Genomic DNA, 13,113 nt, shown 5'->3' on the forward strand with positions numbered 1-13,113 from the left:
GGATGACCCGACGGTAGGCACGACGGACGCCGAAATCTTGAACAGGATGTGCGCCGTCTCAGCGGCCCACGCCACGGGAGAGCGCCCCCGGCGGCACGCCGAACACCTTCTTGAACTCGCGGGTGAGGTGGGGCTGGTCGGAGAAGTTCGCCATCTGCGCGACGTCGTCCAACTCGAACCCGGCGCAGATGAGCTCCCGGGCGCGGGCGACGCGGACCTGGCGGACGTAGGTCTGCGGGGGAATGCCGATCGTCTTCCGGAACGAGCGCACGAGGTGGCTCGGGTTGACCCCGATCTCGCGCGCGAGGTCGTCCGTGCGGGTCGACCGCAGGCCGTCCTGCCGGACGAGGTCGCAGACCGTTCGCGCGATCGACGCCGAGGTGGACACCGGGGACTCGACCGAGAAGTCGCATTCCCGCAGCACCTGGCGGAGGGACTCCTCGATCGACGCGTCGTCGGCCGTCGCCAGCGCGTCGGCCAGGTGGAGGGTCGTCCGGCTTCGCGTCATCACCTCGGTGCGGATGGTCCGGATCTCGTCCGGCCGGATCGCGGCGGAACAGCTGTCGAGAAACGCCTCCGACGGGTAGAGGACGTGGTACTGCGCGAGACCGCCCGCGCTGCCCGCGTGCACCTCGAACGGGTTGAAGAAGAACACGTCGCCGGCGCGAACGGTCCTGTTCCAGCGGCTGGACCAGATGTGCGCTGTTCCGTTCGTGACGACCACGACCGAGTACGTGCCGTGCAGGTGCGGGTCGAAGTCCGCCGCCGTCGCCCGCGCGCGGAGGAGGTCCGCGTGCTGGAGCGCGAACGTCATCGAGTCGACTCGTGTCACGACGTCGAGTCTCCCCCACCGGCGCGCCGCTAGCCTCACGCTGGTGAGCGATGCGTGGCAGGAGTTCCGCCGAGAGGTGTTCGGAGATCCGTACCTGGTGTGGCACGAAGGCGCCGACGTCGACGCTCTGACAGCCGAGCACGAGCGCCGGCCGGAGCGCGCGGAACGGATGCTCCGTGCGGGCGTCGCCGAGCACGACCACGTCGCCGTCGAGTCGCTGGGCGGTCTGGCTCGCCTCGGTCGTGCGCCGGCGGACTCGGCCGCCCTGCTGCGGTCTGCTCTCCCGTCGGCTCACGGTGTCTTCCGCGTGCGCATCGCGCAGGTGCTGTGTGAGATGACCGGCTCTGACGAGTACGTGTCCGAGGTCGCGGCCGTGCTCGAAGGTTTCGGGCACTGGGGCGACCGGATCGACGCGGCCCTGGCGCTGCGGCGGCTGCCCATCACTCCACGCTCGCTGGCGGCGTTGCACCGCGGGATGCTCGACGTGGAGTCGTTGGTGCGCCACCACAGCGCCAACGGCCTGCTGGGCCTGGCCGGCAGGAAGGCCGACATCGCGGACCTCAGCGGGTTCGCGCGGGTCACCAGCGGGGATCCGGCGCAGTGGCGTGCCGTGGCCGACGACCTGCTCGGCGCCTTCGCCGTCCGGACCGCCGGGATCTGTGGTGACCGGGAGAGCTTCGCCGTGGAACTGGGTCCCGCCGACTACGCCGCGCCGCACCACAGGGCCGCGCGGGTGTACCTGGCCGGCACCCGGCTGCCCGGCCCGGACCGGCCGCACGTGCCGGCGCTGCGCAACATCGGCGTGTACACCACGCACCCCGATCTGCCGGCCGACTACCAGAACCTGCGTGCCGCGCTGGAACACCTGGGCTTCACCGATCTGCCCGCGTCGGTCGCGCTGGAGGAGGACGAGACCGCGGGCACGTTGGACGCCGTGGCCGCGGCGCTCGACTTCGACGCCGACGTGTCGCGGTGGTGTGCAACGGATCTGCTCATCGGCGACAGGGCGCGCCTCGCGATGGAGATCGGGCCAGTCGATCCGGACGCCGCACGACTGCGGACCTGCACGGTGTGGCTGGACGGCGCCATCGTCACACCGTTCGACAACACGGCGTACGTGCCGCAGTTCGTGCACTCGCTGCGAACGGACGCCGCCCGCTACCGGGCGGGGCGGTCGCCGGACTTCGCGTACTGGGGTCCCACCACCAACGACCTGGACGCGGAGCTGCTCCCGGACGGCACGCTCCAGTACCGGCTGCGCTCGCGGATCGACGGGGTCGGCGACCGCGAGGGAGCGGTTCGGCTGCGCGTCGACGAGATCGTCGCCGTGCTGGAGGACACCGCCGACGTGCTCAACGAAGCACTCAGAACACGAACGTGCAGTTGACCACGCTGTACTTGCCCGCGACCACGTCGCGCCACTCGCGGTTCCACGTGCCGCCCGCCTTGGCGCAGATGCCCGGCGCCTTCTCCCTGGCGTCGTCCTCGTCCGAGATCAGGCCGCCGGCGTCGACGTCGAGCACGCGCTCAGTGGTCGGCTCGAACACGAACGCGCAGGTCACCATGCTGTACTCGCCCGTGGTCTGGCCCGGGGTGAACCACCCGACGTTGAACTTGCCGCCCACCTGCTCGCAGATGGCCGGTCCCTTGGCCTGCGCCTCGTCGTTGCCGAACAGCGGGCCACCGGCCGGGATGGTCAGCAGGCGCGTGGTGGTCTGCACGGCGGACGACGGCGGGCTGGAGGACGTCGTGGCGGCGGACGACGTCGAGACGGGCTGCGACGAGACGGTCGGTGAGGAGACGGGCTGTCCCCAGGTCCGGACGTACGGGTACAGGGTGATCGCCGAGGCGGTCAGGGCCAGCAGGACGAGTGCCGTGACGACCCAGCCGCGCCACCCGCCGAGCGCGCGACGCGGGCGCTGAGCCTCGTTCGGCAGCACTCGGGTTCCGCGCGGATCGACCGCCGGGCGGCCGAGGATCGGCAACCTCGTGGTGGCGTCCGCGGGGCCGGTCGGGGCCGGGTGCCGCGAGGTCGTGAGGGCGGCGCGGGCCGCCGCCGCCAGTGCTCCGGCGCTCGGATAGCGGTCCCGGGGGTTCTTCGCCAGCGCGCGGGTCACGACGTCGTCCAGGCCGGGCGGCAGGTTCGGGCGCAGGGCGCTCGGCCGCGGCGGCGGGGTCTGGAGGTGGGCGAACATCATCGCCATGTTGTTATCACCTGGGAACGCGAGCCGTCCGGTGAGCAGTTCGTGGAGCACGCAGCCCAGGGAGTAGACGTCGACGGCCCGCTGGAAGGCGTCCATCGCCGGAACCGGCTGGAGCCGCTCCGGCGCCGTGTACGCGGGGCTGCCGAGTGCGGCGTCGCCGGTGCCGGTGTCGAGTGAGTTGTGGACGATGCCGAAGTCGATGAGGTAGGCGAACTCGTCCGCGCCCGTCCCGACGACGATCACGTTGGAGGGCTTGACGTCGCGGTGGATCAGGTTCTCTGCGTGCGCGGCGTCGAGTGCGGCAGCGATCTGCCCGACTACGTGCACCGCACGGGCCGGGTCCAGTGCCCCCTCGCGGCGGAGCAGGGAGCCCAGGTCGACCCCGTCGACCATGCGCATGTCGATGAACAGCTGGCCGTCGATCTCGCCGAAGTCGTGGATCGGGATGATGTGCGGCTCGCGCAAGCGGGCGGCCACTTGGGACTCACGCCGGAACCGCGCCTGGTAGGTCGTGTCGGAGGCCAGGCCGACCGGCAGGAGCTTCAGGGCGACAGTGCGTTCCTTGACGGTGTCGTAGGCGCGATGGACCTCGCCCATTCCACCGCGGCCCAGCAACGACTCCAGCCGGTACGGGCCGAACATCCTCGTCGCCGAAGTGGCACTGCCGGGATCGATCACTTCGCAGGTCCTTCGGGGAGTCGCCGTTGAGGGAGCGCAACCGGCCGTACCGTACCAGTCGGGCGAATGCCGGCCGGCGGATTGCCACGCCGAGTACTTGTCGCACCGAACGGTTGCTGCTGACAGGTGATAGCCGCCGCAGCTGACGTGGACCGCTGGCCACGGAGGGTTGTCTCTGGCGCATCCGCCACAACACGCTGCTCACCCTCCGTTTTACCGATCCAATCCGATCGGCCGTTAGCATGAGGGAAATCGAGCGGAAGAGGTGCTGCGGTGACCGACATGCCGGGAAACCGACCCGCACCGCGGCAGGGTTCCGGCTCGGTGACGATCGCCCACGTCGCCGCGGCGGCGGGGGTGTCCAAGCAGACGGTCTCCAACGTGATGAACTCCCCGGCGAAGGTGCGCACGGAGACGCGGGAACGCGTGCAGCGGGCCGTGGCGGAGCTGGGGTTCCAGCCGAACCGGCTGGCGCGGGCGTTGCGGTCCAGCGCCGCCGGGATGATCGCGTGCCGCATCGAGCCCGTCTCCTCGCACTCGCTCGCCCACCTGCACGACCGCTTCCTCCACGCACTGGCCGAGGCCGGGCAGGCGTCCGGCAGGCATCTGATGTTGTTCGCGGCGGACGACGCGGAGAGCGAGGCGGCCACCTGCGTCCAGCTCGTGCGCACCGGTTCGGTCGAGGGTGTCGTGCTGTACAACGTGGTTCCCGACGATCCGCGGCCGTCGATCTTGACGGAGGCACGGGTGCCGTTCGTGTGCTTCGGCAGGGCCGCCGATGCCGGCTGGGTGGACGTGGACAACGCGCGGGGCGTCGCCTCGGTCGTCGACCACCTCGCGGAGTCCGGTCACCGCAGCATCGGTTTCCTCGGTTTTCCCGAAGGCCACCGCGTCGGCGACGATCGCGCCGAGGGGTGGGTGACTGCGATGGACCGGCACGGCCTGCTGGCGGGCAGCCACCGTCTCGACGTGCGGGGCGAGGACACCTGGCTGAGCGGCGCGAGGATGGCGCGCAGTCTGCTGGGCAGGCCCGACGCGCCGACGGCTCTGGTCGCGGCGTCGGACACGTTGGCTGCGGGCGCACTGCAGGCCTTCCGCGACCTCGGGCTGTCCCCTGGGCAGGACGTGGCGGTGGTGGGCTACGACGACACCCCGTCAGCGGAGGTCCTCGACCTGTCCAGCGTCCGTCAGCCGCTTCCCGAGGTCGGGCGGCGGATCGTGGAAGCACTCTGCTCCCCTGACGGGACAACGACTCCGGTGACGTCGCTGCTCCCGCCGGAGCTGATCGTGCGTGGTTCCTCCCGGCCCCAGGCCTGATCTCCGCCCAGGTTGGATCGATCCACTTTCCTCGATTGACACCGCCGACAACGCTGTGGTTGTGTGCGTCACACGGGATTTTATCGATCCAAGAACGTCCTTGGGGCCGCCGCCGAGCTAGGGCGTCGTCGGAAGGAACCCAGAGATGAACAGGCACAGTCGAAGGCGGCGCGGCTGGCTGGCCGCAGCCGTGAGCGTGGCGCTCGCCCTGGCCGGCAGCTCCCCCGCGTGGCACTCGGGACAGGCCCAGGCCTCGGTCACGCAGCACGACAGCGCTTCGATCGGGTGGGAGGGCGACTACTACGGCGTCCTCACCCACAAGGACGGCAGCTTCGACGTCCACTCCGGACCGAACACGACCGTCCGGTTCGGGATCTACAACAACCCCGGACGTGTCCAGTGGTTCAACGCCGGGGGCTACTACCCCGCCCTGACCACGCAGTTCGAGCGGGACAACAGCACCGTCACGATCACCAACTTCGGTGACAAGGTGACGATCGGCGGCCGGGACTTCGTCGCCATCTACTCCAGGGTCAGGGTCGTCAACCACGACACGGTCGCCCACGTCCTCGATCCGGCTCCCTCGGGCGGCACCATCGCGCTCACGCGGCCGTCGACCACGGTCCAGCCGGGGCAGACCACCGACTTCGACTTCGTGATCGCGGCCGACCGGTTCGGCCAGGGCCACGCCTGGCCCACGGCCTCCGAACTGACCTCGGCCGGCGGGTACGACGCGCACTACGCGCACATGACGTCCTACTGGGACGGCAAACTCGCTCACATCGCGCAGATCCAGGTTCCCGACCCGCAGCTGGCCAACGCCTACCGCTCGGGGTACATCACCACGAACCTCGTCAAGGACGGCAACCGCCTCAACGTGGGCGAGAACGGCTACGACGCCATCTTCAACCACGACCTCGTCGGCATGCTGGTGCAGCTGCTGGAGGCAGGCGACCTGAACAAGGCGAAGGACTACCTGCCGACGCTGATCGCCCAGGACGATCCGAACGACATCACCCGGATGTACCCGGACGGCACATGGAAGTACAACTGGCCCTGGGCGGTGTACCTGCGCAAGACCGGCGACGCGGCCTTCGTCCGGTCCCACTTCGCGACGATCAGGCAGACCGCGCACCGGATCGAGTCCGACGCCACCGGCCCCGGCGGGATCATGAAGGCCACGATCGCGGTGGACCACACCGGCTACTGGACCGTCGACAACCAGTCGGCGTTGCTCGCTCTGCTCACCTACAAGTACATCGCCACCACCCTCGGCGAGACCGCCGAGGCGACGTGGGCCGGCCGGACGTACGACACCCTCCTGCGGGCGGTCAACGCACGGCTGAACACCACGATCTCGAGCAACGGCCTGTCCTATCTGCCTTGTGCGATGGACGTTCCCAACAGCAGCGCCAACGTCTGCGGGCAGAACAACAACGGCAACTGGGCCTCGATGTTCCTCTTCGGCCGCTGGGCGTGGGACGGTCAGCTGTGGGGCAGCACCCCGGCCGGGCCGATGATCGACTTGATCGACGCCACCTACGACAACGGCTTCGCCCGTCTCTCGGGACTGCCCAAGCACACCTTCGGCGGCTACCCCGGTGTGAGCAGTTCCTACAACGCCGGTTACGGCTCGGCCGGTCTGGCCTCCTCCCGCTACCGCTCCGAGGGGATCCACGGCTACCAGTACCTGATCCAGAACGCCCAGAGCGCTCCGTTCTCCTGGTGGGAAGGGATCCAGACCGTTGGGACGAGCAACTGGTCCCCCGGCACCCACAGCACCGCGGGCAGCGGATCCAGCCCGCACATGTGGGGGCAGGCCAACGCCTCCAAGGTGCTGCTCGACTCGTTGCTCGCCGAGAAGCTCGACGGCACCGTGATCGTCGGCCGGGGAGTGCCGAACCAGTGGCTGCGCGACGGGGCCACCACCTCCGTGGCCAACTACCCGATCGCGGGCGCCCGGCGCATGGGCGCGTCGATCAGCGTCGCCGGGGCGAACGTCACCCTGACCCTGACCGGCTCCGCTCCGGCGAACGGTGTGCGGTTCGAACTGCCCGCATTCGTGGGCAACGTCGCCGGGGCCAGCGCGGGCACCGTCGACAGCGCCAAGGGCGTCGTCTCGCTGCCGGCCGGCACCAACTCCGTGACCGTGACCCTTGCCAGGACACCGGTGTTCACCGAGAAGGGCGGCCTCGACCTGCAGGGCTACTGCACCTCGATCGGCGCCGCGAACGGCGTGACCCTGGCGGGGACGACCGCCCACGACTGGCGCTGCGTCACCGGTTCCGGCACGCGGCTGGCGATGGACCTCGACGACGCGTGCCAGCGTCAGAACCCGCACGAGCAGGGCGTCTTCGCCCGGTCCTCGTCGATCGCCGACCCGTACAGCTGGCGGTGTCTCGCCTAGCTTTGGACCGATCGCGCCTGGCTCGCGGCACCGGAGACCGCGGGCCAGGTGTGAGCGGCCTCAGTTCAGCACGAACGTCAGAGCTGGACGCGGGCCCAGCGGCGGCGCAGCCAGAGGCTGACGTACACGAGTCCGACGAGGACGGGCACCTCGATCAGCGGTCCGACCACACCGGCCAGGGCCTGGCCCGAGGTCACGCCGAAGACGCCGATCGCGACGGCGATGGCCAGCTCGAAGTTGTTGCCCGCCGCGGTGAACGCCAGCGTGGTGGTCCGCTCGTAGGACAGCCCGGACGCCTTGCCCAGCGCGTACGAACCGGCCCACATGACGGCGAAGTAGACCAGCAGCGGCAGTGCGATCCGGACGACGTCCAGCGGGCGGTTCGTGATGGTCTCGCCCTGCAGCGCGAACAGGACGACGATCGTGAACAGCAGGCCGTACAACGCGATCGGGCCGACGCGGGGCAGGAACCTCGTCTCGTACCAGTCCCTGCCTCGCGCCCTCTCCCCCAGCCTGCGGCTCAGGTAGCCGGCGAGCAGCGGGATGCCGAGGAAGACGAGCACCGACTTGGCGATCTCCCAGGCCGAGAAGTCGACGGAGGCGGTGCCCAGGCCGAGCCGGCCGGGCAGCAGTTCGAGGTAGAACCAGCCCAGGACACCGAACATCACGACCTGGAAGACGGAGTTGAGCGCGACGAGCACGGCTGCGGCCTCGCGGTCGCCGCAGGCGAGGTCGTTCCAGATGATGACCATGGCGATGCAGCGGGCGAGGCCGACGATGATCAGGCCGGTGCGGTACTCGGGCAGGTCGGCCAGGAAGATCCAGGCCAGCGCGAACATCAGCGCGGGGCCGAGCACCCAGTTCAGCACCAGCGACAGCAGCACGGTGCGGCGGTCGCCGGTGACGGTGTCGAGCCTGTCGTAACGGACCTTGGCCAGCACCGGGTACATCATCAGCAGCAGGCCGAGCGCGATCGGCAGCGACACCCCACCGATCTTCACCGCGTCGAGCACTCCCCGCAGGCCGGGGACGAACCGGCCGAGGAGCAGGCCGGCGGCCATGGCGACACCGATCCACACCGGCAGCAACCGGTCCAGGAAGGACAGTCGGTGCAGCACGTCCGGTGCCGCGGTTTCCTTGGTGCTCAACGGTTCTCCTGGTCGTGGGCGGACGTCAGCCGCAGCAGGCACTGGCGTCGCGCAGCGGGCCGCCCGGCGCGAGGACGGCCGCGAGGGTGTCGATGGCGGCGTTGTCGATGCGGTACCAGCTCCAGGTGCCGCGGCGCTCCCGGCTGAGCACACCGGCCCGCACGAGGATCTTGAGGTGGTGGCTCAGCGAGGACTGCGGCATGTCGAACTGGTCGGCGAGGTCGCAGAAGCACGCCTCCTGTCCCTCGGTCCGCCGCACGAGACCCACGAGCTCGACGCGGATCGGGTCACCGAGTGCCTTGAACAGCCGTGCGGCCGTCGTCGCGTCGAGCAGCGTCTGGTCCGGGCTCGTCATGACGACCACCATAGCCACTTGGATTGACAAATGTCGATACAGGCGGTGTGATCTGCATCGAAGAACTCCGATCCGGGACAGCGCAGGAGATGACCGTGCCCAAGACCCCCGAGGTGTTGTTCGTCTGCGTTCACAACGCCGGGCGCTCTCAGATGGCCGCCGCACTGCTGCAGCACCACGGCCTGGGCCGCGTCGCCGTGCGCTCGGCCGGTTCCGAACCGGCTGAGAAGGTCAACCCGGCCGCCGCGGCGGCACTGGCCGAGTGGGGCCTCGACATCACCGCCGAGGTGCCCTCGAAGCTCAGCACCGCCGACGTCGAGGCCTCCGACGTCGTGATCACGATGGGCTGCGGCGACACCTGTCCGGTCTTCCCCGGCAAGCGCTACCTCGACTGGCAGCTCGACGACCCGGCGGGCCAGGGCATCGACGCCGTGCGACCGATCCGCGACGACATCGACCGCCGCGTGCGCGGACTGGTCGCCGAACTGCTCGACTGACGCCCCGGCGGTGTCAGCGTGCGCTGGGCGCGAGACCGATCGACACGTCGACCGTCTCCGGAGCTCCGCAGCAGCCACCACTGTTCTTCTGCTCCTGCGGAGCGTCGAACACACCGGCGCCACCGCACACCCCGGTCTCGGGCAGCACGAGCTCGACCCGCGCGGCCGCCTCGAGGTCACCGGAGATCGCGGCCACGACGGACCGGGCCTGCTCGTAGCCCGTCAGCGACAGGAACGTCGGCGCACGGCCGTAGCTCTTCATGCCCACCAGGTAGACACCCGGTTCCGGGTGCCGCAGCTCGGTTTCACCGTGCGGGTAGACCGTGCCGCACGAGTGGACGTTCGGGTCGATCAGCGGCGCGAGCTTCGCCGGGGCCTGCAGCACCGGGTCCAGGTCCAGCCGGACCTCCGACAGCCACGACAGGTCCGGCCGGAACCCGGTCAGGACGACGATCTCGTCCACGTCCCCGACCCGATGGCCGTCGAACGACTCCAAGATCAGCTTGCCGCCATCACCTCGTTCGACCGCGGCGGTGCGGAACCCGGTGACGGTGTCGATGTGCCCGGCCTCGGCCGCCTTCCTGGCCCGCGACCCCAGAGCACCGCGCGCGGGCAGCTGGTCGGACTCGCCGCCACCGAAGACGTTGCCCACCGCACCGCGGCGCAACAACCACACGACCTTCGTGCCGGGCTCCTGCTCGGCCAGCTCCGCCAGCACGACCAGCGCGGTGAGCGCGGAGTGCCCGCTGCCCGCGACGGCGATCCGCTTGCCCGCGTACCGCGAACGCTCGGCATCGAGGTCGGGCACGCGGTAGTTGATCTGCGCGGCCGCGGCGCCCTCCCCCGCCGCCGGCAGACCGTCACCGCCCAGCGGGTTCGGCGAGCCGAAGGTGCCGGAGGCGTCGATCACCGCACGAGCGGCGATGCGCTCCTCACCCGCGCTGGTCCGGACGTGCACGGTCAGCGGCTCGTCCTCACGGCCGGCGTCCACGACCCGGTCGCGCCCGCGCCGAGCGACACCGACAACCCGAGCACCGAACCTCACCCGGTCGCCCAGGACCTCCGCGAGCGGCGCGAGGTAGAGGTCGGCCCACTCCTGACCCGTCGGGTAGGTGTCACCGTCGGGCCGTGCCCACCCCGTCGCGAGGAGCATCCGCTCAGCGGCCGGGTCGACGAGCTCGCTCCACCGCGAGAAGAGCCGGACGTAGTTCCACTGCGACACGGCCGCACCGGCGCGATCACCTGCCTCCAGAACGAGCACCCGCCCCCCTCGTTCGACCAGATGCGCCGCCGCGGACAAACCCGCAGGTCCGGCACCCACCACGACGACCGGCAACTCGCTCACGACACACCCCTTGCATCGAAGGATTTCGAATCAACGGGTCGGACTGTATCGACCGGGATCGATTGATGCAACCATCGATCCGCGTCGATGCTTCAGTCATGACATCCACGGCGAAGGCGTCGCCACCGGCAACGCGACCTTCGAAACCGAAGTTCCCCTACGCGGGCACGGACTTCCGCGCCTGGGGCGTCGGCAAAGCCCTGGCGCACAAGGAGGTCGAGGCCGCAGGCCCCTGGAGGTTGCAGACCTCGATCTTCTCGAACCACCGGGCGGGAGTCCGCGATCTTCGTCCACTGTGGACGCGAGTCGGGAGGCCGGTCCCGCCGGACCTGTCAGCGCTGCGGTGGTGCGGACGAGGCGCGAAGAGCGACGACGGCGTCGGCCACGGCAGGAAACAGCGGTAGCCGCGATTCCATGCCGCTCACGGTCAAGGACCTCGTCACAGCCTTGTGCGCCGCGACGATGCCGAAGGGGACGCCTTGCCGCCGGGACTCCTGCTGGACGGAGACGAGCAGGCTGACGCCGGCGGAACCGAAGAAGGTGACCGAGTGGAGGTCGAGCACGATGCCGTTGGGGCGTTGGTCGAGCACGAGGAGCACGTCCGCGAGCGAGGTCTTCGCCGTCTTCATGTCGAGCTCGCCGGCGATCTCGACCACCGCGATGCCGTCGTGGTCAGTGGTGCGCAGAACCGGTTGGTCCGCGGCCTCGTCGAAGTCGTGTGCCATTCCGAACTCCCATCAGCCAACCGTGAAAAGCGCCGACACGAGCCGCTGCCCCACCCGGAGAACCAGTAGACGAACCTCTCTGCATGATCAATCCCTGTCCCCCACGCTATCCCGCCACGGGACGAGGGCACAACCACGTCCGGCAACGGGCGTGCGGCCGCGACGCAGGCTCGCCGGACCGCCGGGGACCGTCGCGGACACAGCCCATGCGCGAGACGTGAGACAGTTGAGGTTCACATCGCCCCGGGTTCATGCCGGTAGGCGCTTTTCATCCAAGAGCGGACGCCTGGTCCAGGCGGCGTCTCACCGCTCGCGGAAGGTTCGCCCACCCCACGCCCTTCACCGGGCTCTGCACCACCCCCACAAGGGAGACCTCCCATCACCGCTCCGGCACTCACCCCCGCCACGGCCGCTCCCCGCACCCTCACCGACATCTACGGCCCCGACGTCGCCGTCTGCGCCCGCCCCGCCCAGGAGCCGGCGGTGCCGTCGAGCAGGCACCGGATCACCCGCGACGTCCTGTCCGCCCGTCCCCTCGCCGTCGCCGCCGGCACTCCTGTCATCAGCAGCGCGGGTGGTACCGAGCCCAACCTGATCGCCACACTCCTCGACGGCGGTCTGCCCGTGGGCACCGACGCGCGGGAGTTCCGCACCGAGGCCGAGTTCGCCACCCGCGTCAGCGAAGCCCTCAGCGACGGTCTGCGCCTGTCCATGGAATACCCGCAGCCCGCCGGTGTGAGCCCCGACGAACGTTCGGTGAAGAGCGCCGAGCTCGTCGGCTACCTCAACAACAAGGCCAGCATCAGCACCTTCGTGGAGCCGCGGTTCCAGGCACGCCGCCAGATCGTGGCCATCGGTGAACTCGCCGAGGCCACGCCCGCCGAGAAGTCCTGGGTCCTCAAAGCCGCCACCAACGCCGCCCACGGCGCCAGCCTCGACGTCTACCTGCACCGCGCGGGAGACCTCGTGACCCTGCCCGCGTTCACCGGCGTGCTCAGCGAGGTCGTCGTCGAGGAGTACCTGAACATCCACCGCAACTGGGGCGTCCAGCTCTACGTCGCCGCCGACGGGAAGGCCCGCCTGCTCGCGGTCACCGACCAGCGCATCGACGCTCACGGCGTCTACGCCGGGGCTCGCTTCGGGCTCGTCGTGCCCCTCCCCGCCGATCTGCTCACCGAGTGCCTCGCGATCGCCCAGCGCGCCGCCGACGTCGGTTACCGCGGCATGTGCAGCCTCGACTGCGCCCAGACGCACGACGGCAGACTCGTCATGCTCGACCTCAACTTCCGCATCACCAGCGGCTCCATCCCGTTGCTGGCGCTGCACACCGTCCGCCCGGACGCCCTCGACCGCCCCTCGGAGTCCACCAAACTCACCACCACGGCGCCGATCGCCGCGCTGCTGGCCGCGCTGCGTCCCGCGTTGCACCGCGGAGGTCTGCTCGTCACCGGCGGCCACGACACGCGCCGCACCGACAACCCGGTCAAGCAGGCCACCCTGCACCTGATCGTCTTCGGGGACGATCCCGGCGACGTCACGACCCGCCGCTCCGCGCTGGAGGCCATGTACAACCGTTGAGGCGCCGCGACGCCCGGCAGCCCTTGC

11 protein-coding genes are annotated in these 13,113 nt (G+C 70.1%); 5 read left to right on the forward strand and 6 right to left on the reverse strand.

Annotation, left to right across the window (positions count from 1 at the left end; translation table 11 throughout):
* Positions 1-58: 58 nt before the first annotated feature.
* Positions 59-832, reverse strand: coding sequence for a helix-turn-helix transcriptional regulator (locus IE307_RS19170; protein WP_191299338.1), 774 nt, complete (start codon positions 830-832; stop codon positions 59-61).
* Between the two features lie 43 nt (positions 833-875).
* Between IE307_RS19170 and IE307_RS19175 the strand changes: the two genes are divergently transcribed.
* Positions 876-2,219 (forward strand): hypothetical protein, encoded by a 1,344-nt coding sequence (locus IE307_RS19175; RefSeq protein ID WP_191299340.1) that lies wholly within the window; start codon positions 876-878, stop codon positions 2,217-2,219.
* Here the strand turns inward: IE307_RS19175 and IE307_RS46845 are convergent.
* The gene (locus tag IE307_RS46845) at positions 2,197-3,714 is read right to left on the reverse strand and encodes a serine/threonine-protein kinase (protein ID WP_229904863.1); all 1,518 of its coding nucleotides are present in this window, start codon (positions 3,712-3,714) and stop codon (positions 2,197-2,199) included. The genes IE307_RS19175 and IE307_RS46845 overlap by 23 nt on opposite strands.
* Before the next feature lie 282 nt (positions 3,715-3,996).
* Here IE307_RS46845 and IE307_RS19185 point away from each other — a divergent pair, with 282 nt between their 5' ends.
* Positions 3,997-5,031 (forward strand): LacI family DNA-binding transcriptional regulator, encoded by a 1,035-nt coding sequence (locus IE307_RS19185; RefSeq protein ID WP_191299342.1) that lies wholly within the window; start codon positions 3,997-3,999, stop codon positions 5,029-5,031.
* A gap of 145 nt (positions 5,032-5,176) precedes the next feature.
* A complete protein-coding gene (locus tag IE307_RS19190; protein WP_191299345.1) occupies positions 5,177-7,438 on the forward strand; it encodes a hypothetical protein in 2,262 nt (753 codons plus the stop codon).
* Between the two features lie 77 nt (positions 7,439-7,515).
* Here IE307_RS19190 and arsB read toward each other — a convergent pair whose 3' ends face one another.
* Together arsB and IE307_RS19200 are read right to left on the reverse strand one after the other, a co-directional pair.
* Positions 7,516-8,586 (reverse strand): ACR3 family arsenite efflux transporter, encoded by a 1,071-nt coding sequence (gene arsB, locus IE307_RS19195; protein WP_308436372.1) that lies wholly within the window; start codon positions 8,584-8,586, stop codon positions 7,516-7,518.
* Positions 8,587-8,611: 25 nt separating this feature from the next.
* On the reverse strand, positions 8,612-8,941 hold the full coding sequence (locus IE307_RS19200; RefSeq protein ID WP_229904864.1) for an ArsR/SmtB family transcription factor: 330 nt from the start codon (positions 8,939-8,941) through the stop codon (positions 8,612-8,614).
* Between the two features lie 95 nt (positions 8,942-9,036).
* On the opposite strand from IE307_RS19200, the gene IE307_RS19205 reads away from it, so the two are divergent.
* Positions 9,037-9,438 (forward strand): arsenate reductase ArsC, encoded by a 402-nt coding sequence (locus IE307_RS19205; protein ID WP_191299350.1) that lies wholly within the window; start codon positions 9,037-9,039, stop codon positions 9,436-9,438.
* Positions 9,439-9,451: 13 nt separating this feature from the next.
* On the opposite strand, the gene IE307_RS19210 is transcribed toward IE307_RS19205, so the two are convergent.
* Both IE307_RS19210 and IE307_RS19215 read right to left on the reverse strand, forming a co-directional pair.
* Positions 9,452-10,783 carry an FAD-dependent oxidoreductase gene (locus IE307_RS19210; protein WP_191299352.1) on the reverse strand — a complete coding sequence of 444 codons (1,332 nt, stop codon included), beginning with the start codon at positions 10,781-10,783 and terminating at the stop codon, positions 9,452-9,454.
* A gap of 332 nt (positions 10,784-11,115) precedes the next feature.
* The gene (locus tag IE307_RS19215) at positions 11,116-11,508 is read right to left on the reverse strand and encodes an STAS domain-containing protein (RefSeq protein ID WP_191299354.1); all 393 of its coding nucleotides are present in this window, start codon (positions 11,506-11,508) and stop codon (positions 11,116-11,118) included.
* Between the two features lie 432 nt (positions 11,509-11,940).
* Here IE307_RS19215 and IE307_RS19220 point away from each other — a divergent pair, with 432 nt between their 5' ends.
* A complete protein-coding gene (locus IE307_RS19220; RefSeq protein ID WP_505744280.1) occupies positions 11,941-13,086 on the forward strand; it encodes an ATP-grasp domain-containing protein in 1,146 nt (381 codons plus the stop codon).
* Positions 13,087-13,113: the final 27 nt, after the last annotated feature.

Source organism: Lentzea cavernae (assembly GCF_014653695.1).
Taxonomy (GTDB): domain Bacteria; phylum Actinomycetota; class Actinomycetes; order Mycobacteriales; family Pseudonocardiaceae; genus Lentzea; species Lentzea cavernae.

Excerpts from the sequence above, each read along its gene's own strand:
- IE307_RS19185 (WP_191299342.1), top strand. The coding sequence starts at position 3,997 with ATGCCGGGAAACCGACCCGCACCGCGGCAGGGTTCCGGCTCGGTGACG.
- IE307_RS19190 (WP_191299345.1), top strand. The coding sequence starts at position 5,177 with ATGAACAGGCACAGTCGAAGGCGGCGCGGCTGGCTGGCCGCAGCCGTG.
- IE307_RS19200 (WP_229904864.1), bottom strand. The coding sequence starts at position 8,941 with ATGACGAGCCCGGACCAGACGCTGCTCGACGCGACGACGGCCGCACGG.
- IE307_RS19215 (WP_191299354.1), bottom strand. The coding sequence starts at position 11,508 with ATGGCACACGACTTCGACGAGGCCGCGGACCAACCGGTTCTGCGCACC.